Consider the following 24,902-nt stretch of genomic DNA (forward strand, 5'->3'; position numbering starts at 1 on the left):
CGGAGAGCGCGCGGCACGGCGGAGCGCGCGCTCTCCGGGGCCTTCCCGGCCCCTCCGTCACTCCCCACCGCCGCCGCCGTCCTGAGAGCAGCGAACTGCCATGCTTCCCTTCCTATTCCGCCGGGTCTTCGGCGCGGTCGTCATCCTTCTCCTGCTGAGCGCCTTCACGTTCTTCGTGTTCTTCTCCACCGGTGACCCGGCCATGATGGCGTGCGGCAAGAACTGCACCGCCGACAACGTGGCCCTGATCCATCAGAACCTCGGTCTCGACAAGCCCCTGCCGACGCAGTACTGGGACTTCCTCGTCGGCATCTTCGCGGGCCGCGACTACAGCATCGGGCACTGCAGCGCCCCCTGCTTCGGCTACTCGTTCGCCACCAAGCAGGACGTCTGGGCGACGATGATGGACCGGCTGCCCACCACGGCGTCGCTGGCCGTCGGCGGCGCGATCACCTTCCTGGTGATCGGCCTCGGTGCCGGTCTGCTCGCCGCCTGGAAGAAGGGCTCGGTGCTGGACAAGACCGTCACCGGCGCTTCCATGGTGCTCAGCTCGGTGCAGATCTACATCCTGGGCCCGATCGTCCTCGGCATCTTCGTCTACAGCGGCATCATGGCCTCGCCCAAGTACGTGGAGCTCACCAGCGACCCGGCCGGCTGGTTCATGGGCCTGCTGCTGCCGTGGCTGGTGATGTCGACGATCTTCACCGCGCAGTACACCCGTATGTCGCGCTCGACGATGATCGAGCAGCTCCAGGAGGAGCATGTCCGTACGGCCAAGGCCAAGGGCATGCCGGCGCGGTACGTCTTCCTGCGCTACGCCTGGCGCGGCTCGCTGATCCCGATCGTCACGATCCTCGGTATCGACCTCAGCTCGCTGTTCGGCGGCGCCATGATCACCGAGTACACCTTCTCGCTGGCGGGCCTCGGCCGACTGGCGATCAATTCCGTCACCACCCTCGATCTGCCCATGGTCCTGGGCGTGCTGATCTTCAGCGCCGCCCTGATCCTGGTGTTCAACATCATCGTGGATGCGACGTACGCCCTCATCGACCCGCGCGTGCGCCTGTCCTAGGAGAGCCCAAGTGACCACACTCACCAAGACCGAGGACGCGCCGGAGCCGACCGGCTCTGAACCCTTCCTCTCCGTCCGCGACCTGCATGTGCGGTTCTCCACCGAGGACGGCATCGTCAAGGCGGTCGACGGCCTCTCCTTCAACCTGGAGCGCGGGCAGACGCTCGGCATCGTCGGCGAATCGGGATCCGGCAAGTCCGTCACCAACCTCGCCGTGCTGGGGCTGCACAACCCCAAGTCCACCGAGATCTCCGGTGACATCACGCTGGACGGCCAGAAGCTGACCGGGGCCAAGGAGAAGACCCTGGAGAAGCTCCGCGGCAACAAGATGGCCATGATCTTCCAGGACGCGCTGACCGCGCTGTCGCCGTACTACACGGTCGGCCGGCAGATCGCGGAGCCGTTCATCAAGCACACCGGCGCCAGCAAGCGCGAGGGCCGGCAGCGCGCCATCGAGATGCTGACCAAGGTCGGTATCCCGCAGCCCAACCTGCGGGTGGACGACTATCCGCACCAGTTCTCCGGCGGTATGCGCCAGCGCGCGATGATCGCCATGTCGCTGGTCTGCAACCCCGAGCTGCTGATCGCCGACGAGCCGACCACCGCCCTGGACGTCACCGTCCAGGCGCAGATCCTCGACCTGCTCAAGGACCTCCAGCAGGAGTTCGGCTCCGCGATCATCCTGATCACCCATGACCTCGGGGTGGTCGCCAATACGGCCGACGACCTGCTGGTGATGTACGCGGGCCGGGCCGTGGAGCGGGGCTCCGTCAAGGAGATCCTCACGCAGCCCCAGCACCCGTACACCTGGGGCTTGCTGAGCTCCATGCCCCGGCTCACCTCGGACGTCCACGAGGAGCTGCACCCGATCCCCGGGACGCCGCCGAGCCTGCTCACCCCGCCCTCCGGCTGCGGCTTCCACCCGCGCTGCGGCTTCACCGGCGAGGTCGGCGGGGCCCGCTGCGGCGAGGAGCGGCCGCTGCTGGAGCTGGGGCGCGCGGCCGCGTGCCATCTGAGCGCCGAGCAGAAGCAGACCCTCTTCACCGAGCAGATCAAGCCCCGGCTGGGCTAGGGAGCGACCACCATGTCAGAGAACGTCACCCTCCCGGCGCCCCGTGACGCCGCGCCCGCCCAGGGCGAGCCGCTGCTCACCGCCGAGGGACTCACCAAGCACTTCCCGATCTACGGCGGCTTCCCGTTCAAGCGGAAGGTCGGCGCGGTCCAGGCCGTCGACGGCCTGGACCTGACCGTGCACGCCGGCGAGAGCTTCGGTCTGGTCGGTGAGTCGGGCTGCGGCAAGTCCACCACCGGACGGCTGCTCACCCGGCTCATGGAGCCGACCTCCGGCAAGATCACCTACGCGGGCCAGGACATCACCCACGCGGGCCGCAAGCAACTGGCGCCGATCCGTTCCGAGATCCAGATGATCTTCCAGGACCCGTATGCCTCGCTGAACCCGCGGCAGACGGTCGGCACCATCATCGGCGGCCCGATGGAGATCAACGGGATCAATCCGCCCGGCGGCCGCGAGAAGCGGGTCCAGGAGCTCCTGGAGACCGTCGGTCTCAACCCGGAGCACTACAACCGCTTCCCGCACGAGTTCTCCGGCGGCCAGCGGCAGCGCATCGGGGTGGCCCGTGCGCTCGCCCTGGAGCCGAAGCTGATCGTCGCGGATGAGCCGGTCTCCGCGCTGGACGTCTCCATCCAGGCGCAGGTCGTCAACCTGCTCCAGAAGCTCCAGCGTGAACTGGGCATCGCGTTCCTGTTCATCGCCCACGACCTGGCGATCGTGCGGCACTTCAGCGAGCGGGTCGCGGTGATGTACCTCGGCAAGATCGTCGAGGTGGGCACCCGCGACGAGATCTACAACCGGCCGCGCCACCCGTACACCCATGCGCTGCTCTCGGCGGTGCCCGAGGCCAAGCTGGTGGAGAACGAGGAGGAGGACCGCGAGCGCATCCGCCTCGCCGGTGACGTCCCCTCCCCCGTCAACCCGCCCTCCGGCTGCCGGTTCCGTACCCGGTGCTGGAAGGCGCAGGACAAGTGCGCCACGGAGGAGCCGCCGCTGGTCCGGATCGGCGGGAATGCGGAGGGCCACCTCACGGCCTGTCACTTCCCCGAGGAGCCGACGACCGCGGCGCGGGGCGAGGACATCGTGCTCGACCCGGCGCTGGCGGCGATCGAGGAGGCGGCGGCGGCCGAGGAGTCCGGCACGGACGACTAGCCCACCGCTCGCCGTTCGGAGCCCGCTTCCCCTAAGGGGAGGCGGGCTTCGTCGTCCGTGCCGCGGGGGCGGCTACGGGCCCCTACGGGTGCGGCCGCCGTGCCCGTACGGGTGCGGCTGCGGGTGCGGCCGCCCTCCGGCCCCTACCGCCGTACGGCCCCTACGGCTACTCGCTCGGCACCACATGCCGCTCCTCCGCGAAGTGGCAGGCCGAGGCGTGCCCGGCCGGCCCCGCCGTCTCCCGGAACTCCGCAGGCACGTCCAGCGGCGGTACGACATCGGCGCACAGCTGCTGGGCCTTCCAGCAGCGGGTGCGGAAGCGGCAGCCGGAGGGCGGGTTCGCGGGTGAGGGGACATCGCCCGCCAGCAGGATGCGGTCGCGGTGGCCGCGGGCCTCCGGGTCGGGGACGGGCACCGCGGACAGCAGGGCCTGGGTGTACGGGTGCGTCGGATGCTCGTAGATCTGCTCGCCGGTGCCGGTCTCGGCCAGCCGGCCCAGATACATCACCGCGACGCGGTCGGAGATATGCCGGACGACGGACAGATCGTGCGCGATGAAGACGTACGACAGCTCGAACTCCTGCTGCAACCGCTCCAGCAGATTGACCACTTGGGCCTGGATCGAGACATCCAGCGCGGAGACCGGCTCATCGGCGACGATGATCTCCGGGCGGAGCGCCAGACCGCGGGCGATCCCGATGCGCTGGCGCTGCCCGCCGGAGAACTGGTGCGGATAGCGGTGGATGAACTCGGGGTTGAGCCCCACCACTTCCAGGAGTTCCTGGACCTTTCTGCGGCGGTCCCGCTTGGGGGCCGCCTCGGGGTGGATCTCGTAGGGCTCGCCGATGATGTCCCCGACGGTCATCCGGGGGTTCAGGGAGGTGTAGGGGTCCTGGAACACCATCTGGATGTTGCGCCGTACGGCCTTCAGCGCGCGGGCGGAGAGGGCGCTGATGTCCTCGCCCCGGTAAAGGATCTGACCGGACGTCGGACGTTCGAGGCCGACCAACAGCTTGGCGACGGTGGATTTGCCGCAGCCCGATTCACCGACGATCCCGAGGGTCTCGCCCTGGTGGAGGTCGAAGGAGACACCGTCGACGGCCTTGACCGCGCCGATCTGCTTGTGGAAGAGCACCCCGCGGGTGAGCGGAAAGTGTTTGACCAGGTCGCGGACCTCCAGGACCGGGGTCCCCGCGCCGGTCGCCGGACGGCCGCCGTCACCGTTCGCCATGGAGGGTCTCCTTCCAGAAGTGGCAGGCGCTGGCCCGGCCGGGTCCGGCCTCGTAGAGCGGCGGCGGATCCGTACGGCAGATGTCCTGGGCCAGCGGGCAGCGCGGGTGGAAGGGGCAGCCGGACGGGATGGCCGTCAGGCTGGGCGGCAGACCCTTGATCGCGTACAGCTGCCGGCCCTTGCGGTCCAGGCGGGGGACGGAGTCCAGCAGACCGCGGGTGTAGGGGTGCGCGGGTGCCCGGTAGAGCTGGTGGACGGAGGCGGTCTCGACGATCCGGCCGGCGTACATCACCGCGATGGTGTCGGCGACGTCCGCGACCACGCCCAGGTCATGGGTGATCAGGATCAGGCCCATGGTCAGTTCGCGCTGGAGCTCGGCCAGCAGGTCCATGACCTGGGCCTGCACCGTCACGTCCAGCGCCGTGGTCGGCTCGTCCGCGATGATCAGGTCCGGGCCGAGGGCCAGTGCCATCGCGATCATGATGCGCTGGCGCATACCGCCGGAGAACTGGTGCGGATAGTCGCCCACCCGCTCCCGGGCCGCCGGGATGCCGACCCGCTCCATCAGTTCCACCGCCTTGGCGCGGGCGTCCTTACGGGACATCCCCTCGTGGACCTGGAACATCTCCCCCAGCTGGGCCCCGACGCTGAGGACCGGGTTCAGCGCGGACAGCGCGTCCTGGAAGATCATCGCCATCTTCGCGCCGCGGACCTTGCGCCGTTCGTCCTTGCGCAGGGTCAGCAGATCGCGCCCCTGGAAGACGACCTCGCCGCCGGTGACGTAACCGGGCGGCGAGTCCAGGATGCCCATCACGGCCTGGGCGGTGACGGACTTGCCGGAGCCGGACTCCCCGAGCACCGCCAGCGTCTGTCCGGGCGCCACGCGGTAGCTGACCCCGTTGACGGCCTTGGCGACACCGTCCCGGGTACGGAACTCCACCCGCAGGTCCCGCACATCGAGCAGGGCGGTACCGGCGCCCGTGGCCCGTGTGTCCTGGCTCGTCATCTTCCGGCTCCTCAGCGCAACTTGGGGTCGAGGGCGTCGCGCACCGCGTCGCCGAGCAGGATGAACGCCAGCACCGTGACGCTCAGCGCTCCGGCGGGCCACAGCAGCATGTGCGGCGCGCTGCGGATGTAGGGGGAGGCGGTGGAGATATCGATGCCCCAGGAGACGGTGGGCGGCTTCAGGCCCGCGCCCAGATACGAGAGCGTCGCCTCCAGGGCGATGAAGGTGCCGAGGGCGATGGTGGCGACGACGATGACCGGCGCGACCGCGTTCGGCGCGATATGCCGCAGCAGCAGCCGTCCGTTGCCCGCGCCCAGCGCCCGCGCGGCCTGGACGTAGTCGTTCTGTTTGGCGGTGACGACGGAGCCGCGGGCGATACGGGAGACCTGCGGCCAGCCGAGCAGCACGATGAAGCCGACCACCGGCCAGACCGTGGTGCTGGTGACCATGGAGAGGAAGACCAGACCGCCGAGGATCACCGGGATGCCGAAGAAGATATCGGCGAGCCGGGAGAGCAGGGTGTCGCCCCAGCCGCCGAAGAACCCGGCCAGGCCGCCCAGCAGGCTGCCGAGCAGCGCCGCTCCGGTCGTGGCGCAGACGCCGACGGTGATGGAGGCACGGGCGCCGTAGACGACCCGGGTGTAGACGTCCCTGCCCTGGGTGTCGAAGCCGAAGGGGTGGCCGGGCTGGGAGCCCTGCTGCGCCTTGGCGAGGTCGGCGCGGTAGGGGTTGCCGGTGGCGATCAGCTGCGGCCAGATCGCGATGACCACCAGAAAGAGGATGACCAGGGCGGAGATCACAAAGACCGGGTTGCGGCACAGGTCGTGCCAGGCGTCGCTCCACAGGCTGCGCGGCTTGCCGACGGAGGCGGGTGGCCCGCCGGGCGGGGCTGCCCCGGGCCGCCGTTCCAGCGACTCCGCCTCGCCGATCGCCAGCGCGGCGGACCCGCCGTCGCCATGGCCGATGGCTTCCTTGGGGACGTAGGGCTCAGGCATAGCGGATCCTCGGGTCGAGGACGGCGTACAGCAGGTCGACGAGGAGGTTGGCGAGCAGGAACACCAGCACCAGGATCGTCACAAAGCCCACGACGGTCGGTGAGTTCTGCCGCAGGATGCCCTGGTAGAGCTGGTATCCGACGCCGTGGATGTTGAAGATGCGCTCGGTGACGATCGCGCCGCCCATCAGGGCGCCGATGTCCGTGCCGATGAAGGTGACGACCGGGATCAGCGAATTGCGCAGCAGATGACGGGTGATGACGCGGTGCCGGGGCAGCCCCTTGGCCAGGGCGGTGCGGACGTAGTCGGCGCGGGCGTTCTCCGCGATCGAGGTCCGGGTCAGCCGGGTGACATAGGCGAGCGAGACCAGCGCCAGCACCAGCCCCGGCAGCAGGAGTTCGTTCAGCGGCGCCTCGGGGGCGACGGACGGCGCGGCCCAGGCCCACTGCACCCCGAAGACCAGCTGCAGCAGATAGCCGCTGACGAAGGTCGGGATGGACACCACGACGAGGGTGAGGACCAGCACCGTGGTGTCGATGTCCCGGCCGCGCCGCAGCCCGCTGAGCACCCCCAGCACGATGCCCACGACCATCTCGATGGCGATGGCGACGAGGGTCAGCCGGAGCGTCACGGGAAAGGCGGAGGCCATCAGTTCGGTGACCGACTGGCCGTTGAAGGCGGTGCCGAAGTTCCCCTGGAAGATCTGCCCCATGTAGTGCAGATACTGCTTCCACAGCGGCTCATCGAGGTAGAGGTCCCGGCGGATCCGGGCGGCGGTGGCGGGGTCGGGCGCCCGGTCGCCGAACATCGCGGCCACGGGGTCGCCCAGGGCGTACACCATGAAGAAGATGAGGAAGGTGCTGCCGATGAACACCGGGATCATCTGGAGCAGCCGACGGATCACATACCGTCCCATGCAGCACCGCCCTCCCTCGTCCCTCGGCCCGTCGGCACGGTCAGTTGACCTTGATCTCGTTGTAGACCGGCACGCTGAACGGATTCAGGGCCACATTGCTGATCCGGTCGGAATAGCCGCCGCTGCCGTTCTGGTACCAGAGCGGAATGGCCGGCATCTGGGCGGCGAGGACCTTCTCCGCGTCCTGGAAGGTCGAGACGGCCTTCGCCGCGTCCGTTTCCGCGTTCGCCTCGTTGACCAGCTTGTCGAAGGAGGCATTGCTGAACTTGCCGTCGTTGGAGGAGGCGTTGGTGTAATACAGCGGCTGCAGGAAGTTCTGGATGAGTGGATAGTCCATCTGCCAGCCGGCCCGGAACGGGCCGCTCATCCGCCTGGCGGTGATCTTGTTCCGGAAGTCGGCGAAGGTGCCGATGGGGTCCCCGACACATGCCTGGTCCTCTCCCAGCGACTTGTTGATGCTGTTGCAGATGGCATCGATCCAGTCCTTGTGGGAGCCCGTATCGGCGTTGTAGGCGAGGGTGATGCGGCCGCCGGGGAGCCCGCCGCCCTCCTTGATCAGCTGCTTCGCCTTCGCCGGGTTGAACTCACAGGCCGCGCCGCACAGCCCGGCCTTGTAGCCGCCGTCCGCGCCCAGCACCGGCGAGGTCCAGTCCGTGGCGGGCGTCCGGGTCCGCTGGAAGATCTCCCGGGTGATCTGGTCGCGGTCGATGGCCATCGACAGGCCGCGGCGCACCTTCTCCGCGCCCGGCCGCCCCCACCGCTTGTCGTACATGGGAAAGGCGAGGGTCTGGATGATCCCGGCGGGCTGATTGATGTAACGGCCGCCCAGATCCGCTTTCACATTCTTGAGCTGTGCGGCCGGCACATCGTCGACCAGATCGAGATTGCCCGCCTGCAGATCCGTATAGGCCGTGTTGCTGTCCGTATAGACCCGCAGATCGATACCGCCGTTACGCGCCGGATCGTCCCCCGGATAATTGCCCCACTTCCGCATCCGCAGCACGGACCCCTTTTCATAGGAGTCCACGGTGTACGGGCCGTTCCCGACCGGCTTGGCGATCCACGCGTCATGGTCCCGGAAGAACGACTGCGGCAGCGGCATGAAGGCCGAATAGCCCAGGGTGTCCGGCCAGCTGGAGAACTTCTGGTTGAGCCTGACGGTGAAGGTCTTCTCGTCCTTCACCACCAGCCCCGACAGGGTCTTGGCCCGCGGGCTCCCCCGGTCCGGATGCACCTGCGCGAAGCCGTCGATGTACTGGAAGAACGAGGCGTTCTTCTGCTTGTTGGTGAGCAGCGCGCCATAATTCCAGGCGTCCACGAAGGACTTGGCGGTGACCTTTTCCCCGTTGCTGAAGGTCCAGCCGTCCTTCAGGGTCACCGTGAAATTCTGCGAATCCGCGGTCGCGATACGGTCCGCGATCACATCCTCCGCGGCGCCCGTCTTCGGGTTGTAGCGCTTGAGCCCCCGGAACAGCATTTCCAGGACCTTGCCGCCCTGGACCTCATTGGTGTTCGCCGGCTCCAGCGGATTCTGCGGATCCCCCCAGGAGGCGCTGACCACCCCGGAACGGCTCGCCCCGCTCCCGCCCCCGCACCCCGCGGTCACGAGGGCGACGGCGACGGCGGATGCGCCCCACTTGGCGCAGGTGGCTCTCCGCATGACGCCTCCTCAGCTCCGGGACATGCCTAGGGCCACATAAGACCGCACAGCGGGACGTACCGCACTCCGGCGGCGTCCGCCACTGCTCCGGAAACCTGAGAAACCCCTCGGATGCCCGATCGGGGAGGGAGCGGGGGCACCCCCGCGGAGACGCCCCGGCGAGCCCTATATGTGATGCACGGACTCCACCGCGAACAGCCGCGGATCGAACCCCTCCGACAGCGCGGCGGCCTCCGTCATGTGCTCCCGCGCCTCCGGATCGGCCAGCATCGCGCGGAAGTGCGCCTCGCTCTCCCACTGCGCGTAATTGACGACCCGTTCCCCGTCCGCGCTCGCGTGGATGTTCGCCGAGATGAACCCCGGCCGGTCCTTCATCGTCTCCTCGGTGGCGCGGCTGAGCACCGCCACCAGCTCCGCCTGCCGCTCCGGCCGGACGGTGAACACATTGATGAGCGTCGCGATCTCGCGCCCTGCCTCGATCTTCGATGTAGCTGCCATATCGAGAGTCTCCACCCGACCACTGACAACGCGGTCGCCGAGCGGATCCGGAGGCTTCCGGGGACGGCAAAGGGCGCCCCTCACGCGGAGGGACGCCCCATGGCAGCGGGCCGGACTACCGGCGCCGGCCGTTACCGCTTGGCGCGGGACGCGGTGCGGCCGCGCTCCTTCTGGCCCAGGACGACCTTGCGGATACGCACGGCCTCCGGGGTCACCTCGACGCACTCGTCGTCGCGGCAGAACTCCAGGGACTGCTCCAGCGACAGCTTCCGCGGCGGCACGATCGCCTCGAAGGAGTCGGCCGAGGAGGAGCGCATGTTGGTGAGCTTCTTCTCCTTGGTGATGTTCACGTCCATGTCGTCGGCGCGGGAGTTCTCGCCGACGATCATGCCCTCGTACACCTCGGTGCCGGGCTCGGTGAAGAGCACCCCGCGCTCCTGGAGGTTCGTCATCGCGAAGGCGGTGACGGCACCGGAGCGGTCGGCGACCAGCGAGCCGTTGTTACGGGTCGACAGCGTGCCGAACCACGGCTCGTGGCCCTCGTGGATCGAGTGCGCGATACCGGTACCGCGGGTGTTGGTCAGGAACTCCGTACGGAAGCCGATCAGACCGCGGGACGGGACGACGAACTCCATGCGGACCCAGCCGGAGCCGTGGTTGGACATGTTGTCCATCCGGCCCTTGCGGACACCCATCAGCTGGGTGACGGCGCCCATGTGCTCCTCGGGCACGTCGATGGTCATGCGCTCGACGGGCTCGTACGTCTTGCCGTCGACCTCCTTGGTGACCACCTGCGGCTTGCCGATGGTCATCTCGAAGCCCTCGCGGCGCATCTGCTCGACCAGGATGGCCAGCGCCAGCTCACCGCGGCCCTGCACCTCCCAGGCGTCGGGACGCTCGGTCTCCAGGACGCGCAGCGAGACGTTACCGATCAGCTCGCGCTCCAGGCGGTCCTTGACCTGGCGGGCGGTGACCTTGCGGTCCTTGACCGCGGCCTTGGCGTCCGCGCCCTTGCCCGTGCCGCCCCGGCCGACCAGCGGCGAGGTGTTGGTGCCGATGGTCATGGAGATCGCCGGCTCGTCGACGGTGATCAGCGGCAGCGCGACCGGGTTCTCCGGGTCCGCCAGCGTCTCGCCGATCATGATGTCGGGGATACCGGCGACCGCGCAGATGTCGCCCGGACCGGCCTTCTCGGCGGGCTTGCGGGTGAGCGCCTCGGTCATCATCAGCTCGGTGATGCGGACGTTGGCGATGGTGCCGTCCCGCTTGATCCACGCGACGCTCTGGCCCTTGGCCAGCTCGCCCTGCTCGACACGGAGCAGCGCGATACGGCCGAGGAAGTTGTCCGCGTCCAGGTTGGTGACGTGGGCCTGGAGGGGGGCGTCCGCGTCGTACTGGGGGGCCGGGACGGTGTCCAGGAGCGTGGTGAAGAACGGCTCCAGGTTGGCGCTGTCGGCCGGGACGGTGCCGTCCTGCGGCTTGGTCAGCGAGGCGACGCCGTCACGGGCGCAGGCGTAGACGATCGGGAACTCGATCTGGTCCTCGTCCGCGTCCAGGTCCAGGAACAGGTCGTAGGTCTCGTTGACGACCTCGTCGATCCGGGAGTCGGGGCGGTCGGTCTTGTTGATGCACAGGATGACCGGCATCCGGGCCGCGAGGGCCTTACGGAGCACGAAGCGGGTCTGCGGCAGCGGGCCCTCGGAGGCGTCGACCAGCAGGACGACCGCGTCGACCATCGACAGACCGCGCTCGACCTCACCACCGAAGTCGGCGTGGCCGGGGGTGTCGATGATGTTGATCGTGATCGGGTCCCCGCCGTCCTTGGGGTGATACTTCACCGCCGTGTTCTTGGCGAGGATCGTGATGCCCTTCTCACGCTCCAGGTCGTTGGAGTCCATCATCCGGTCGTCGAGCTTCTCGGCGGCGTGTTCGGCGAACGAACCGGCCTGCTTGAGCATGGCGTCGACGAGGGTGGTCTTCCCGTGGTCGACGTGGGCGACGATGGCGACGTTACGAATGTCGTGGCGGGTGGGCATACTGGCGGCGCTTCTCCCGGAATCGTGGGTGGCGACGCGTCCATTCGGTACGCGCGCCCGCCGGGCATAACGAAGCCACGGCCTCACCCCATCGTACGGGGCCGCGGCGGCAATAGCCGCCGCGGCCCGTACATATGCGCTATGACCTGCGGATTCTTACCTTTTATTCGCCCGGAGCACCGCTCTACTTCTGGTAGCCGATGTCCTGGAAGCGGGGTGTGGCGAAGCCGAAGGCGCCGACGTTGGCAAGCGACTTCTTCGTCGCGACCAGTTCGGGCCGCTGGTAGAGCGGGATCGACCCGGCGGCCGCCCAGATCCGGGCGTCGGCCTGTGCCACGAGGGTGTGCGAGGCGCCCTCGTCCAGCTCGGAGGCGGCCTGGTCGAAGAGCTGGTCGATGTGGTCGGTGCCGACCCGGGTGTAGTTCTGCTCGACGGTCAGCGAGCCGTCGGGCGCGGGCTGCGGCTTGGCGTAGATCGGGCGGGCGTCGGTCGCCGGGTAGGCGGTGCCGGGCCAGGAGTACAGCGCCAGGTCGTAGTCGCCGGAGGCGATGTGGTCCTGGAAGTAGCTGGCGTCGGAGACCCGCTGGAGGGAGGTCTGGACGCCGATCTTGCCGAGCATCGAGGCGATCCGCCGCCCCACGGTGCGCAGCTGCTCGGAGCCGGCGCCGTCGGGGAGCACGAAGCGCAGGGTGAGCGGCTTGCCGTTCTTCTTGACGGCGGCGACCCGGGAGGCCCTGTCGCCGGCCGGTTGCGGTGCGGCCGCCGCGTCGGCGGCCCGCTCGACGGCGGCGTGCCGGGCGCCCGGGTGCCCGCCGGACCCCGGCAGCTGCCGGCCCTGTCCGGTCTCGATCAGCTCGGCGGCACCGAGCGCCTCCGCCGCCCGCTTCTTGTACCGCTTGTACTTGGCGTACGCCGCCGACTCGGTGTCGCCGTCCGCCGCGGACTTCTCGCTGGCGGCCGCCTGCTTGTAGAACGAGGCGCTCTGCCGCAGCAGGGCGGACTGCTGGACCTCCGAGCCGACCGCGCCGGTGAAGGACAGCGGGGCCTCGGCGGCGGTGGGCCGGTCACCCCGGCCGGGCGCGGCGGCCCGGACGCCGTCGGCGCGGGCCGGGTTGCGGTCGTCGGAGCCGCCGCCGGAGCGGTCGTCCTCCGCGGACTCGTCCCCGTAGCGGTCACCGGCGTACCGGTCGTCCGGCCGCTCGTTCCCGTCCGGGTATCCGCCGGGCGCCGGGGCGCCCGCCTTCTGGCCGGCCTGCTGGCGGTCGGTGCCGTCGCTCTTCCAGCCGGCGTCCGCGAGCAGCTCCTTGGCCGCCCCGGCGTCCTGCTCGCCGAGCGCGTCGCTGTGGTCCGCGTAGCCGTACTGCCCGGCCATCAGCAGATGGCTGCCGAGCGGCTTGGACGGCAGGTCGAGCGGCTTGAGGACGGTGTCCGCGAGCGCCTGCCGGTCCAGGGCACGGGCCACCGCCCGGCGCACCCGGTCGTCGGCCAGCGGCCCGCTGCTGCCGTTGAGGGCGAGCTGGGTGTAGGCGGGCTCCAGCGCCTTGCGGATGGTGTAGCCGCGCAGCGCGGAGCTCTCGGCCGCGGCGGCCTTGGCGTCCGTACGGGCACCGGTGCGGGCGCCGCCCTGCGGGCCCGCGTGGCCGTCGGCTCCGGGCGAGCCGGGGCCTGCCGGGCGCCGGGCGGAGGCGACCCGCTTCGCGGCGACCTGGTCGACCGCGGCGACATCGACGCTCCCCTCGGCCAGCGCCGCGGCCCGCTTGTCACCGGGCAGCGACTGCAGCACGATCCGCTGGAGCTTGGCGGTGTCGCCCCACCACTCCGGATTGCGGACGAGGACGACGCGGCCCTCCTTGACGTCCCGCTTCTGGACGAGGAAGGGGCCGGCGCCGACCTTGAGCTGCTCCCGTGCGCCGTCGTTGAAGGCGTCGGCGCTGCCCATCACGCTCTGGGGGTAGAGCGGGGTGAACAGCGAGCGCCAGTCGGCGTAGGGCCGCGCGAAGGTGACCTTGACCTCGTGGGCGTTCGCGCCCTGCTCGACCTTGCCGATCCGGTCGTAGCCGGCGTTACGGGCGGTCCAGTAGGCGTTGTTCTTGCCGCGCAGCGCGGTCCACTGGGCGATGAAGTCGGCGGCGGTGACCGCCCGGCCGTCGCTCCACCGCGCCTTGGGGTTGATCTTGTACGTGACGACCTGCTTGGGGTCGCGGGTGCTGACGTCCGCGGCGTCGAGGAAGTCGGCGTTGCGCTGCGGTCTGCCGCTCGCGTCGATGGTGAACATGCTGGGCAGCACCGCACCGGCGATCCGCGCGGTGGTCGCGTCGGCGTCGGACTGGAAGGCGTTGAGGGTGCCGGGCATCGCGTCGACGGCCCAGCGCAGGGTGCCGCCGTCCTTCAGCTCGCCGCGGGGTGCGGGGGCGATGTCCTGGGACGCCGCGACGGATGCCTCCCGGGCGTCGTCGCTGCATCCGGTCAGGGCCGGCAGCGGGAGCAGCACCCCCGCCGCGATGAGCGCGGCACAGCGGCGTCTGCGGCACACCGCGCGGCGGCCTGCGGGGTGATCGTGGTCGGTCATGACGGTTACCTCCGGGCTCGCCCGCGCCGCACCGAACACCGCCTGGGGCTGACCGGCGCACCACGTTCGGCCGATTTTGCGGCTCATCACATCTATGGCACCCCTACTGAAAGCGACCGCGCCCGGACCGGCGGCCCGACACGGCGGCCACCGCACCAAGGCCACCCGCCCGGCCCAACACAGAGCCCCCGGCGCGGGTCACGGCGGGGTTCAGAGCCGGGTTCACGGGGGTGCGGGCAGCCCTCCGCGCGCCCCCTGTCCCGTATCGGCGTTCGACCCCCGCCGGGGCGCATGGTTGCCGGAACGCACCGGTTCGAGTCGTAATCGCGCTGGACCCCTTCCCAACGCCTACTGTGACGCGCGACACTCTCGGGCGCATGAGATCGCCCACCACACCTTCAAAAGTGAGGGCACGTTATATGTCCCTTCAGGACGCAATGACGGCGGTTGAGCGCAGCCTGGACGACCTGGTCCGGTCGGTGGGCACACTGGAGACGCAGCTCGGCGCCGGGCTGGACATCCGCCGGGTCCGTACGGACACCGACCATCTGCGCGAGAGTCTCACCCTGCTGAAGCAGAGCGTGGCGGCCGCTCCCCCCGCCCACCGGCGCACGCCCGAGGTCGAGATGGTGCCGATCTCCGACGCCCCGTACGACTCCGCGCTGTGGACCGACGCCCAGGACGAGGGCCTCGGGTGCCGGAACGGGCATGCGCCCTAGGCGGACAGGCCCTAGGGGAAATCCCCTGGTGGAGGCCCCTTAGGGGGTGGCTTCGCCCCACTCAGACCCCTACCCCGTTGCCGCCCTGGCGGAAGCATTCCGGCCGCTTTGGACGGAAGCGGTCCAGCCCGAGCGCCCTTCACGGAGACCGACGTTGGCCACTGGCACCGAACCCTCATCGCAAGCGGGCGCGAACGGCGTGCACACCGCCTCGCGCGCCGCCATCCCCGCCCGTCATCTGCGCACCGACCGCTGGTGGCTGGCGCCGGCCGGCACCGCCGCCGGACTGCTCGCATTCATCGTCTACTCGACCTGGCGGGCGTTCTCGAACGCCGACTACTACGCCGCGCCCTATGTCTCGCCGTTCTACTCACCGTGTCTGGCGGAGAACTGCCACACCATGCGCGGCGGCCCCAACTGGGAGATCTTCGGCAGCTGGTGGGTCCTGTCCCCCTCCCTGCTGATCCTGATCTTCCCGCTGGGCTTCCGGCTGACCTGCTACTACTACCGCAAGGCCTACTACCGCGGCTTCTGGGCCTCGCCCCCGGCCTGCGCGGTCGCCGAACCGCACACGAAGTACACCGGTGAGACCCGCTTCCCGCTGATCCTGCAGAACATCCACCGCTACTTCTTCTACTTCGCGATCCTGGTCGCCGGTGTCCTGACCTACGACACCGCGCTGACCTTCCGCGACGAGAACTACGCCTGGGGCCATATGGGCCTGGGCAGCCTCATCTTCCTCGTCAACATCGCGCTGATCTGGGCGTACACCCTCTCCTGCCACTCCTGCCGGCACATCATCGGCGGCCGGCTGCGGCACTTCTCCAAGCACCCGGTGCGCTACCGGATGTGGGGCTGGGTCGGCAGGCTCAACGAGCGGCACATGGTGCTCGCGTGGTCCTCGCTGATCAGCGTGGCCGTCGCGGACTTCTATGTCTTCCTTCTGGCCAGCGGGGCGTTCGCGGACCCGCGCTTCTTCTGACGACAGCAACTCCTAAGGAAAGGTGTGCCCTCTGATGGCGCATGTGGACCGGCAGGCATGGGACGTGGTCGTGGTGGGCGCCGGCGGCGCCGGACTGCGGGCCGCGATCGAGGCCCGCGAAGCCGGTATGCGGACGGCCGTGATCTGCAAGTCCCTGTTCGGCAAGGCCCATACGGTGATGGCCGAGGGCGGTATCGCGGCCAGCATGGGCAACGCCAACGAGCATGACAACTGGCAGGTCCACTTCCGGGACACCATGCGCGGCGGCAAGTTCCTCAACCAGTGGCGGATGGCCGAGCTGCACGCCCGGGAGGCGCCCGACCGGGTGTGGGAGCTGGAGACCTGGGGCGCGCTCTTCGACCGGACCGCGGACGGCCGGATCTCCCAGCGCAACTTCGGCGGCCATGAGTACCCGCGCCTGGCGCATGTCGGCGACCGTACGGGCCTGGAGCTGATCCGCACCCTCCAGCAGAAGATCGTCTCGCTGCAACAGGAGGACGAGAAGGAGTTCGGCGCGCACGACGCCCGGTTGAAGGTCTTCCAGGAGTGCACCGTCACCCGCGTCCTCAAGACAGACGGCCGGGTCTCCGGCGCCTTCTGCTACGAGCGGGAGTCCGGCCGCTTCTTCGTACTGGAGGCGCCCGCGGTGGTGCTGGCCACCGGCGGTATCGGCAAGTCCTTCAAGGTGACCTCGAACTCCTGGGAGTACACCGGCGACGGTCATGCGCTGGCGCTGCTGGCCGGGGCGCCGCTGATCAACATGGAGTTCGTGCAGTTCCACCCCACCGGCATGGTCTGGCCGCCTTCGGTGAAGGGCATCCTGGTCACCGAGTCCGTCCGCGGCGACGGCGGGGTGCTGCGCAACAGCGACGGCAAGCGCTTCATGTTCGACTACATCCCGGACGTCTTCAAGGAGAAGTACGCGCAGACCGAGGACGAAGGCGACCGCTGGTACGAGGACCCGGACCGCAACCGCCGCCCGCCCGAGCTGCTGCCCCGCGACGAGGTGGCGCGGGCCATCAACGCCGAGGTCAAGGCGGGCCGCGGCTCCCCGCACGGCGGCGTCTATCTGGATGTCTCCACCCGGATGCCGGCCGAGGTGATCAAGCGCCGGCTGCCCTCGATGCACCACCAGTTCAAGGAACTGGCGGATGTGGACATCACCGCCGAGCCGATGGAGGTCGGCCCGACCTGTCACTACGTGATGGGCGGGGTGGACGTGGACCCGGACACCGCGGCGGCGACCGGCGTGCCGGGCCTGTTCGCGGCCGGCGAGGTGGCCGGCGGGATGCACGGCTCCAACCGGCTCGGCGGCAACTCACTGTCCGATCTGCTGGTCTTCGGCCGCCGGGCCGGACTGCACGCGGCCGAGTACGCGGCGTCGCTCACCGACCGGCCGGTCCCCGATCCGCTCCAGATCGACACGGCCGAGGCGGAGGCGCTGCGCCCGTTCAGCGCCGAGGACACCGCGGACGGCGCGGACGGCGGCCGGGTCCCGGCCGAGAACCCGTACTCCCTGCACCAGGAGCTCCAGCAGGCGATGAACGACCTGGTCGGCATCATCCGCAAGGAGGGCGAGATGTTCGAGGCCCTCAAGCGGCTGGCCGATCTGCGGGTACGGGCCCGGCGGGCCGGTGTCGAGGGGCACCGGCAGTACAACCCGGGCTGGCATCTCTCGCTCGATCTGCGGAACATGCTGCTGGTCAGCGAGTGTGTGGCACGGGCGGCGCTGGAGCGCGAGGAGAGCCGCGGCGGGCACACCCGGGACGACCATCCGGCGATGGACCGGCACTGGCGCCAGATCAACCTGGTCTGCGAACTCGCCGATCCGCAGGGCGATTCACGGGCCGCGGACCCGGCGCTGGGCCAGATCCGGCTGTCCCGCCGGGAGAACCCGCCGATCCGCCGCGATCTGCTGGAACTGTTCGAGAAGGACGAGCTGGCGAAGTATCTGACCGACGAGGAGCTGAGCCGGTGAGCCAGGCGCAGACAGAGCAGCAGTCCGGGACCTACCAGGCGCACTTCCGGGTGTGGCGGGGCGACGCGGACGCCGGGGACCTGGCGGATTTCACCGTCGAGGTGCACGAGGGCGAGGTGGTGCTGGACATCATCCACCGCCTCCAGGCGACCCAGGCACCCGATCTCGCCGTGCGCTGGAACTGCAAGGCGGGCAAGTGCGGTTCGTGCAGCGCGGAGATCAACGGGCGGCCGCGGCTGATGTGTATGACCCGGATGTCGGTGTTCGACCGTACGGAGACGATCACGGTCACCCCGATGCGGGCCTTCCCGGTCGTCCGTGACCTGGTCACCGATGTGTCCTTCAACTACACCAAGGCCCGTGAGATCCCGTCGTTCATGCCGCCGCCGGAGCTGGCGCCGGGTGAGTACCGCATGCAGCAGGAGGACGTCGGCCGCTCGCAGGAGTTCCGTAAGTGCATCGAGTGCTTTCTGTGCCAGGACACCTGCCATGTGGTGCGTGACCACGAGGAGAACAAGACCGCGTTCGCCGGTCCGCGCTTCCTGATGCGGATCGCCGAACTCGATATGCATCCGCTGGACGCGGCGCCGGAGTCGGGTGTCGACCGCAAGGCCACCGCCCAGGACGAGCACGGTCTGGGCTACTGCAACATCACCAAGTGCTGCACCGAGGTCTGCCCCGAGCACATCAAGATCACCGACAATGCGCTGATCCCGCTCAAGGAGCGCGCCGCGGACCGTAAGTACGACCCGCTGGTGTGGCTCGGGAACAAGATCCGGCGCCGTAGCGAATGACCTGACGGGCGGCGCGCGGGGCCGGTGTCACACCCGGCCCCCGCGCCGCCCGACCGGTGCTCAGAACAGGCTCAGCAGGGCCTCCGCCGGATCCACCGGCGCCGACTCCCCGTCGGGCAGGGCGAGTTCGAACCATACGGTCTTGCCGCGCGGGGTCCGGCGGCTGCCCCAGCCCTCGCTCAGCAGGCCGACCAGCTGGAGTCCGCGGCCGCCCTCGTCGGTGTCGCGGGCCCGGCGGCGGCGCGGCTGGGCGAGATCGGCGTCCCAGACCTCGCAGACCAGTGAGCGGTCCAGCAGCAGACGCAGCCGGATCTCGCCGTGGCCGTGCCGCAGCGCATTGGTCACCAGCTCGCTGACCAGCAGCTCCGTGGTGTCGACCAGATCCTGCAGACCCCAGTCCGTGAGCTGGTCGCGGGCCAGCTCCCGGGCGCGGGCCACCGAACGCGCCTCCGGCGCCAGATTCCAGTCGCCCACCGCGTCCTTGGGCAGCCCCTGCACCCGCGCCATCAGCAGCGCGATGTCGTCCTCACCGTGCGAGGTGTCCAGGGCGTTCAGGACGTGGTCGCAGGCGTCCTCCAGCGGGCGGTCGGCGCCCGAGAGGGCCGTACGGAACGCCCGCAGCCCCTCGTCCAGCGGATGGTGGCGGGACTCCACCAGCCCGTCGGTGTAGAGGGCCAGCAGCGCGCCGTCCGGCAGCTCGACCTCGATCTCCTCGAACGGCTCCCCGCCGACCCCCAGCGGCATCCCCGGGGGGACGTCGAGCAGCAGCGCGTCCTCGCCGTCCTCGACCAGCACCGGCGGCAGATGCCCGGCGTTGGCGAACGTACAGCGCCGGCTGACCGGGTCGTAGACGGCGTAGACGCAGGTGGCGAGGTAGACCTCGGAGAGGTCGGCGGTACGGGCGGAGCGGTCCCTCTCGGCCGTGCCCTCGGCGTTCGCGGACCGGCCGCGGGCGGACCGGGGGTTGGACCGGCCGTCGCCGTCGCCGCCGAGCCCGCGGGCGATCTCGTCCAGCGCCGACAGCACCTCGGCCGGTTCCAGGTCCAGCAGCGCCAGGGTCCGTACGGCGGTGCGCAGTTCGCCCATGGCCACGGCGGCGCGCAGTCCGCGCCCCATGACGTCGCCGACGACCAGTGCCGTGCGGTGACCGGGAAGCTCGATGACATCGAACCAGTCGCCGCCGACCTCGGTGGCGGTGGTGCCGGGCAGATAGCGGCAGGCGATGTCCAGACCGGCCGCCTCCGGGTCGCCGGGCGGCAGCAGACTGCGCTGCAATATCAGCGCGCGCTCGTGCTCCCGGCGGTAGAGGCGGGCGTTGTCGATACAGACCGCGGCGCGCGCGGCCAGCTCGACGGCGAGCGCGGTGTCACGCTCACCGAACGGCTCGCTGCCCTTCGTACGGGAGAACTGCACCAGCCCGACGACGGTGTCCCTGGCGACCATCGGCACGGCGAGGGTGGAGTGCACCACGGCGCCCAGCTCCGGCCCGTCGTCGCTCTCCCGGCCCGGGATGATCTGTGCGTGGGCGGTCCGCAGGGCGCTCGCGCAGGGGGAGTTGAAGGGGTAGCGGTGGACGGCGCCGACCGCGACCGGGTCCGGCGTGCCGCCGAGGGCACCGGGGGCGGTGGCGAGCGGGGCGTCCGAGACGGCGCTGGCGAAGGCGACCCGGCGCAGCTCGGCGCTGCCGTCGCTGGTGCCGGGCGGGGCCTCGTCCCCGGACAGCAGGCCCTGGTAGAGGTCCACCGAGGCCAGATCGCAGAACTGCGGGACGGCGACGTCCAGCAGGGTGCGGGCGGTGGTCTCCAGATCGAGGGAGTTGCCTATCCGGGCGCCGGCCTCGTTGAGCAGGGCGAGGTTACGGCGGGCGTTGGCGGCCTCCCGCTCGGCCCGGCGCCGGCCGGTCACATCGGCGGCGAGCGCCGCGACCCCTATGGGGCGGCCGCTGGCCCCGTGCAGCCGGTAGAGCGACACCGACCAGCGGCGGCGGTCCTCGTCCTCGGACGGCAGACCGACCAGCTGCATCTCGGCGACCGGCTCGCCGGTGTCCAGGACGCGGCGCAGCGCGGCGGTCATCCGCTCGGCCTCGGACCGCGGCAGGAAGTCATGCGGACCGCAGCCGCGGTACTTGCTCGCCGGACCGCCGAAGACCGAGGCGAACCGCTCGTTGACCCGCAGCAGCCTCAGGTCCGTGCCGAACAGCGTGAAGCCCATGGGAGATTGACCGAAAACAGCCTGCGAGGCGGCGAGGTCGGTTTCGATACCGCGCAGCGCCCGGACATCGACGACCAGACAGACCGCGGCCCGCTCCCCGTCCTCGTTGCGCGACGGCATCACATAGATCTCGGCGAGCCCGTCGGCCTCGCCGGTGGTCTCCCTGCGGTAGGGCACCAGGCCGGTCCACTCCCGGCCGTCGAGGATCTCGGACACCTTGCGGTGCCCGGTCTCCCGCAACTCCCGGGGGACGAACGCCGCTATCGGGTCCTTGCCCAGCGCATATCGGGCGGGGATGCCGAGCATCTGCTCCGCCCGCTCGCTCCACTGCTCGATCCGCCCGTCGGGACCGAGCGAGAACGAGGCCACCCGGATGTAGTCGTAGATCGATCCGGGCCGGCTGCTCTGCCATACGGGCGGACCCTGCAGTTCGCGCACGGGCGGACGGCCACCTGGGTCGCCGGGGGTGTCCGCACCGCCCTGACCCTCGGCCTGCGCGGGTTCTGCCCCGCCAGATGACATCTTGCTCACGAGCCCCGTCCCCTCCAGCTCATCGTGCCCGGACCGGACCAGCTTCGAGTATCCAATACCCGGGCTATCCGGAACACGGTCTTCACGATCACAGCACAGTCTCGATCGCAGCCCAGCGACGGGATGTCGATGGAATGGCAACGATCAGGACTTCATCTGTCTCCTAACCAGCCACCGACAGCTCGAACCACACTGTCTTACCGCTCTTTCCGCGCCGCGTCCCCCAGCGCCGCGAACTGCATGCGACCAGCTGCAATCCCCTCCCTCCCTCGTCATCGGGGGCGGCGTCGCGCTCCAGCGGCGGGTCCGGCAGCGGATCGGAGACCTCGACGAGCAGCCCGTCGGAGCTGAGCAGCACCATACGGACGCCGATCGGGCCGCTCGCATGGCGCAGGGAGTTGGTGACGAGCTCGCTGACGAGTAGTACGGCCATATCGGCGGCGCCGTTCAGACCCCAGTCATCCATGACCCGCCGGACCGCCGTACGGGCGGTGCGCACCGCTCCGGGATCGGCCGGAAAGCTCCATTCGGCGGTGGCGGCACCGGCTGCCTTGCCGCGCCTGCGCGCACTGCCGGAGCCGGGCTCAGGGACCCCTGCCGCTGCGCTGTCGCTCACGCCGATCACATCCCAGCACGATGGCGTCCCCGTCGCCTTGTCCGCGTTTTACCTGCGTTCGATGGGGTCAATCAGGACATACCCGGTATCCCACCCCACATATCGCTTGCGGCGGTGCACTGTGGCACAAATGAAACATATTGCTGCGGGAGAGGACGGGCGCAGCGTGCGGGTACAGGCGGGCGCCGACGGGGTCAGGGGGGTCAGCGCGTACGCGGCCCGCCGGGGCGCGGCCAGGGGCGGCCAGGCGCGGCCAGGGGTAGTCGTTACGGCCGTACGCCCGTCGCTCCGGCCGTGGCGGCCAGTCGGCGCATCGCCTCGGCGACCGCCGGGCGGTCCTGATCCAGCCAGTCGACCTGGTTCTCCTCGCCCGGAAGCAGCCAGCGCAGCTCGTCGTGATCCTCCAGCGGCCGCGGCACCCCGGACACCAGCCGGGCCGTCCACACCTGGAGGACATAGCCGGGGCGCAGCACCCACTCGCCGGGAATCCGCTCCAGGGCCGCGGCCTCGACACCCAGCTCCTCGCGCAGCTCACGCTCCAGCGCCTGCTGGGGTGTTTCGTCGTCCTCCACCTTGCCGCCGGGCAGCTCCCAGCGGCCGGCCAGCGCGGGCGGTGCGCTGCGCCGTGCGGCCAGCAGCCGCCCGCGCTCGCACACCGCTCCGCCCACCACTACGCGCACGGTCGTCATGCGCGGCAGCCTACGTCCCCCGCTCTGCTCCCGCTCCTCGCCCGCCGCCCCTCAGGTCGCCGCCCGGTCGGCCTTCTCGACCACATAGAGCTGCTGGCGGCCACGCGTTTCGAGCCGGTCGGCCACCCGCTGCGCCTCCGCTCGGGTGGCATACCGGCCCACGCGATACCGGTTGCCCCCTTCGTCCTGGCGGATGACGAGCCAGGGGAGCACCGCTCCACCGTCAGTCATCGCGCCCCTCCGTCCGCCGGATAGCGCGCCGTCACGCGCCCCTTGTCGGCTGATGCCGAAATCGCAATCCGCATATGCCCGACCTTACGCCCGACCTTCACTCAGCGGATATGGATTTACACAAAGAGGTACCGAACCGGCCACCCGCGGGCCCCGGCGAACCGGAAGCGGCCTGCGAGTGGCCGGTGGTGCCCGAGGGGCTCGGGCGTTGGTATGGAACGGCGCCGGACGGCGCGGGGCGGGCCGGGCTCAGGCCCCGACGGAAGCCTTGGCCCCTTCGGTCTCCCCGGCCTCGGCAGCCGCCTCGGCCGCGCGCATCTCGCTCTCGGCCTGGACCAGCGTCGGGTTGCGCCAGGAGCTGCGCACGCCCCAGTAGTAGAAGGCGAGTCCGATCACGGCGACCAGGGCGATGTCCCAGCCCTCGGGCAGATAGCCCTTGCCGCCGAACTCCTTGCCACCCAGATACGAGACGGTGGCCATGACCAGCAGATACGCCACCATCCAGGCACCGGCCTTCAGATGCGGGCGCAGCTCGGCCCACGGCTTGCGGCCCTGGGTCAGCGGCTTGCCGATCTCGTACCAGGCCCAGACCGGGAGTCCGACGGCCATGATCAGAATGACCTTGCCGGTCAGCGGCCAGCGGCCCCAGTACAGAACCAGCGAGCCGAAGATCATCGCGATCGGGGCGATCACCGGCATCGCCTTCAGCTTCACCGGGCGCTTGAGGTCCGGGGAGACGCGGCGCAGCGACATCACCGCGACCGGGCCGGTGATGTACGAGATGACCGTGGCCACCGAGACGATCTCGGCGAGCGAGCCCCAGCCGCGGAAGATCGCGAGGAAGAGGAAGGCGATCACGAGGTTGAGCAGCAGCGCCGGACGCGGCACACCGGTCTTCTTGTCCACCTTGCCGAAGATGCCCGGCAGATGACCGTTCTCCTGCACACCCTGGATCATGCGGGAGGTGGTGGCGGCGTAGATCATGCCGGTGCCGGACGGGGAGACAAAGGCGTCCGCGTACAGCAGCAGCGCCAGCCAGTTCAGGCCCCAGGCGATGGCGAGGTCGGCGAGCGGCGAGTTGAAGCCGAGACCGGCCCAGCCGCCGCCGGCGGCCAGCTTGTCGCCGGGCACCGCCATCAGGAACGCGACCTGCAGCGCGACATAGATGACCAGCGCGATCAGGATCGACCAGACCACGGCCTTGGGCAGCGAACGGCCGGGGTTGCGGGCCTCGGCGGCGAGGTTCAGCGGGGACTGGAAGCCGTTGTAGGCCCAGACGATGCCGGAGACGGCGACGGCGGTGAAGACCGAGCTCCAGCCGTTGGGCGTGAAACCGCCGTGGTGGACGATGTTGTCGGTGTCGAAGTGCGCCAGCATCAGCGCGCTCGCGGTCAGCGCCGGGACGACGACCTTGAAGACCGTGATCGCGGTGTTGGTCTTCGCGAACAGCGAGATCGCGAACCAGTTGAGGAAGAAGTAGAAGATCAGCAGCACGCTGGCGAGGCCGACGCCGGTGCCGGTCAGCTCCTTGCCGTCGTACAGCGCCTGCGCCCAGCCGAAGTCCCAGGAACTCATGTACTGGACGGAGGCGGTGGCCTCACCCGGGATGACCGAGACGATCGCGATCCAGTTGGCCCAGGCGGCGAGGTAGCCGGCGAGCGAGCCGTGGGAGTACTGGCCGTAGCGGACCATGCCGCCGGCCTTGGGGAACATCGAGCCGAGCTCGGTGTAGGTGAGGGCGATCGTCAGCGCGACGAGCGCGCCGATGACCCAGGCGAGGATCGCGGCAGGGCCGGCGATGGCGGCGGCCCGCTCGGCTCCGAAGAGCCAGCCGGAACCGATGATGGACCCGAGACCAGTGGCGGTCAGGGCGATGGTCCCGAGGGACCGACGGTAGTTCGAGTGCGCGCCCTGCTCCGCACTCGGGGTCTTCGTCGTGCTCAC

Annotated in this window: 20 protein-coding genes; 7 read left to right on the top strand and 13 right to left on the bottom strand. The window is 70.0% G+C overall.

The window, feature by feature from the left end; translation table 11 throughout:
* Positions 1–100 precede the first annotated feature (100 nt).
* The 3 genes from STRTU_RS11975 to STRTU_RS11985 are packed head-to-tail and all read left to right on the top strand — an operon-like array spanning position 101 to position 3,296.
* Complete coding sequence (locus STRTU_RS11975) at positions 101–1,072, top strand: ABC transporter permease (protein ID WP_159743529.1); 972 nt, start codon at positions 101–103, stop codon at positions 1,070–1,072.
* A gap of 10 nt (positions 1,073–1,082) precedes the next feature.
* Positions 1,083–2,144: an ABC transporter ATP-binding protein gene (locus STRTU_RS11980; protein ID WP_159743530.1), complete on the top strand. Its 1,062-nt coding sequence runs from the start codon at positions 1,083–1,085 to the stop codon at positions 2,142–2,144.
* Positions 2,145–2,156: 12 nt separating this feature from the next.
* On the top strand, positions 2,157–3,296 hold the full coding sequence (locus STRTU_RS11985; RefSeq protein ID WP_159743531.1) for an ABC transporter ATP-binding protein: 1,140 nt from the start codon (positions 2,157–2,159) through the stop codon (positions 3,294–3,296).
* Positions 3,297–3,462: 166 nt separating this feature from the next.
* Here the strand turns inward: STRTU_RS11985 and STRTU_RS11990 are convergent, their stop codons facing one another.
* The 8 genes from STRTU_RS11990 to STRTU_RS12025 form a co-directional block, all read right to left on the bottom strand.
* Complete coding sequence (locus STRTU_RS11990; protein WP_159743532.1) at positions 3,463–4,527, bottom strand: ABC transporter ATP-binding protein; 1,065 nt, start codon at positions 4,525–4,527, stop codon at positions 3,463–3,465.
* Positions 4,514–5,533 (bottom strand): ABC transporter ATP-binding protein, encoded by a 1,020-nt coding sequence (locus STRTU_RS11995; protein ID WP_159743533.1) that lies wholly within the window; start codon positions 5,531–5,533, stop codon positions 4,514–4,516. Before STRTU_RS11995 ends, STRTU_RS11990 begins: the two co-directional genes overlap by 14 nt.
* 11 nt (positions 5,534–5,544) lie before the next feature.
* The gene (locus STRTU_RS12000) at positions 5,545–6,528 is read right to left on the bottom strand and encodes an ABC transporter permease (protein WP_159743534.1); all 984 of its coding nucleotides are present in this window, start codon (positions 6,526–6,528) and stop codon (positions 5,545–5,547) included.
* The gene (locus STRTU_RS12005; protein WP_159743535.1) at positions 6,521–7,444 is read right to left on the bottom strand and encodes an ABC transporter permease; all 924 of its coding nucleotides are present in this window, start codon (positions 7,442–7,444) and stop codon (positions 6,521–6,523) included. Before STRTU_RS12005 ends, STRTU_RS12000 begins: the two co-directional genes overlap by 8 nt.
* A gap of 40 nt (positions 7,445–7,484) precedes the next feature.
* A complete protein-coding gene (locus STRTU_RS12010; RefSeq protein ID WP_159743536.1) occupies positions 7,485–9,104 on the bottom strand; it encodes a peptide ABC transporter substrate-binding protein in 1,620 nt (539 codons plus the stop codon).
* Positions 9,105–9,269: 165 nt separating this feature from the next.
* On the bottom strand, positions 9,270–9,602 hold the full coding sequence (locus tag STRTU_RS12015) for an antibiotic biosynthesis monooxygenase family protein (protein WP_159743537.1): 333 nt from the start codon (positions 9,600–9,602) through the stop codon (positions 9,270–9,272).
* Between the two features lie 131 nt (positions 9,603–9,733).
* The gene (typA, locus tag STRTU_RS12020; RefSeq protein ID WP_159743538.1) at positions 9,734–11,638 is read right to left on the bottom strand and encodes a translational GTPase TypA; all 1,905 of its coding nucleotides are present in this window, start codon (positions 11,636–11,638) and stop codon (positions 9,734–9,736) included.
* A 184-nt stretch (positions 11,639–11,822) separates the two neighbouring features.
* Complete coding sequence (locus STRTU_RS12025; protein WP_159743539.1) at positions 11,823–14,207, bottom strand: ABC transporter family substrate-binding protein; 2,385 nt, start codon at positions 14,205–14,207, stop codon at positions 11,823–11,825.
* Between the two features lie 419 nt (positions 14,208–14,626).
* Here STRTU_RS12025 and STRTU_RS12030 point away from each other — a divergent pair, with 419 nt between their 5' ends.
* The 4 genes from STRTU_RS12030 (at position 14,627) to STRTU_RS12045 (ending at position 18,680) form a co-directional block, all read left to right on the top strand.
* Positions 14,627–14,926 carry a hypothetical protein gene (locus STRTU_RS12030; RefSeq protein ID WP_159743540.1) on the top strand — a complete coding sequence of 100 codons (300 nt, stop codon included), beginning with the start codon at positions 14,627–14,629 and terminating at the stop codon, positions 14,924–14,926.
* Positions 14,927–15,080: 154 nt separating this feature from the next.
* A complete protein-coding gene (locus tag STRTU_RS12035; protein WP_159743541.1) occupies positions 15,081–15,908 on the top strand; it encodes a hypothetical protein in 828 nt (275 codons plus the stop codon).
* A 34-nt stretch (positions 15,909–15,942) separates the two neighbouring features.
* Positions 15,943–17,886, top strand: coding sequence for a fumarate reductase/succinate dehydrogenase flavoprotein subunit (locus STRTU_RS12040; RefSeq protein ID WP_159743542.1), 1,944 nt, complete (start codon positions 15,943–15,945; stop codon positions 17,884–17,886).
* Positions 17,883–18,680, top strand: coding sequence for a succinate dehydrogenase/fumarate reductase iron-sulfur subunit (locus tag STRTU_RS12045; protein ID WP_159743543.1), 798 nt, complete (start codon positions 17,883–17,885; stop codon positions 18,678–18,680). The genes STRTU_RS12040 and STRTU_RS12045 overlap by 4 nt, the downstream gene beginning before the upstream one ends.
* A gap of 60 nt (positions 18,681–18,740) precedes the next feature.
* On the opposite strand, the gene STRTU_RS12050 is transcribed toward STRTU_RS12045, so the two are convergent.
* The 5 genes from STRTU_RS12050 to STRTU_RS12070 all read right to left on the bottom strand — a co-directional run bounded on the left by STRTU_RS12050 (position 18,741) and on the right by STRTU_RS12070 (position 24,902).
* Positions 18,741–21,413: a SpoIIE family protein phosphatase gene (locus STRTU_RS12050; protein ID WP_246241364.1), complete on the bottom strand. Its 2,673-nt coding sequence runs from the start codon at positions 21,411–21,413 to the stop codon at positions 18,741–18,743.
* A 172-nt stretch (positions 21,414–21,585) separates the two neighbouring features.
* Positions 21,586–22,047: an ATP-binding protein gene (locus STRTU_RS12055; RefSeq protein ID WP_159743544.1), complete on the bottom strand. Its 462-nt coding sequence runs from the start codon at positions 22,045–22,047 to the stop codon at positions 21,586–21,588.
* A gap of 257 nt (positions 22,048–22,304) precedes the next feature.
* Positions 22,305–22,727, bottom strand: coding sequence for a (deoxy)nucleoside triphosphate pyrophosphohydrolase (locus tag STRTU_RS12060; RefSeq protein WP_174878849.1), 423 nt, complete (start codon positions 22,725–22,727; stop codon positions 22,305–22,307).
* Between the two features lie 51 nt (positions 22,728–22,778).
* Positions 22,779–22,958: an SPOR domain-containing protein gene (locus tag STRTU_RS12065; RefSeq protein ID WP_159743545.1), complete on the bottom strand. Its 180-nt coding sequence runs from the start codon at positions 22,956–22,958 to the stop codon at positions 22,779–22,781.
* Between the two features lie 249 nt (positions 22,959–23,207).
* Complete coding sequence (locus STRTU_RS12070) at positions 23,208–24,902, bottom strand: APC family permease (protein WP_159743546.1); 1,695 nt, start codon at positions 24,900–24,902, stop codon at positions 23,208–23,210.

Source organism: Streptomyces tubercidicus (assembly GCF_027497495.1).
Lineage (GTDB): Bacteria > Actinomycetota > Actinomycetes > Streptomycetales > Streptomycetaceae > Streptomyces > Streptomyces tubercidicus.

Coding starts and splice junctions, on each gene's coding strand:
- STRTU_RS12040 (WP_159743542.1), top strand. CDS start 15,943: ATGGCGCATGTGGACCGGCAGGCATGGGACGTGGTCGTGGTGGGCGCC.
- STRTU_RS12015 (WP_159743537.1), bottom strand. CDS start 9,602: ATGGCAGCTACATCGAAGATCGAGGCAGGGCGCGAGATCGCGACGCTC.
- STRTU_RS12030 (WP_159743540.1), top strand. CDS start 14,627: ATGTCCCTTCAGGACGCAATGACGGCGGTTGAGCGCAGCCTGGACGAC.
- STRTU_RS12010 (WP_159743536.1), bottom strand. CDS start 9,104: ATGCGGAGAGCCACCTGCGCCAAGTGGGGCGCATCCGCCGTCGCCGTC.
- STRTU_RS11995 (WP_159743533.1), bottom strand. CDS start 5,533: ATGACGAGCCAGGACACACGGGCCACGGGCGCCGGTACCGCCCTGCTC.
- STRTU_RS12000 (WP_159743534.1), bottom strand. CDS start 6,528: ATGCCTGAGCCCTACGTCCCCAAGGAAGCCATCGGCCATGGCGACGGC.
- STRTU_RS12050 (WP_246241364.1), bottom strand. CDS start 21,413: ATGTCATCTGGCGGGGCAGAACCCGCGCAGGCCGAGGGTCAGGGCGGT.
- STRTU_RS12025 (WP_159743539.1), bottom strand. CDS start 14,207: ATGACCGACCACGATCACCCCGCAGGCCGCCGCGCGGTGTGCCGCAGA.
- STRTU_RS12060 (WP_174878849.1), bottom strand. CDS start 22,727: ATGACGACCGTGCGCGTAGTGGTGGGCGGAGCGGTGTGCGAGCGCGGG.
- STRTU_RS11990 (WP_159743532.1), bottom strand. CDS start 4,527: ATGGCGAACGGTGACGGCGGCCGTCCGGCGACCGGCGCGGGGACCCCG.
- STRTU_RS11975 (WP_159743529.1), top strand. CDS start 101: ATGCTTCCCTTCCTATTCCGCCGGGTCTTCGGCGCGGTCGTCATCCTT.
- STRTU_RS11985 (WP_159743531.1), top strand. CDS start 2,157: ATGTCAGAGAACGTCACCCTCCCGGCGCCCCGTGACGCCGCGCCCGCC.
- STRTU_RS12005 (WP_159743535.1), bottom strand. CDS start 7,444: ATGGGACGGTATGTGATCCGTCGGCTGCTCCAGATGATCCCGGTGTTC.
- typA (WP_159743538.1), bottom strand. CDS start 11,638: ATGCCCACCCGCCACGACATTCGTAACGTCGCCATCGTCGCCCACGTC.
- STRTU_RS12065 (WP_159743545.1), bottom strand. CDS start 22,958: ATGACTGACGGTGGAGCGGTGCTCCCCTGGCTCGTCATCCGCCAGGAC.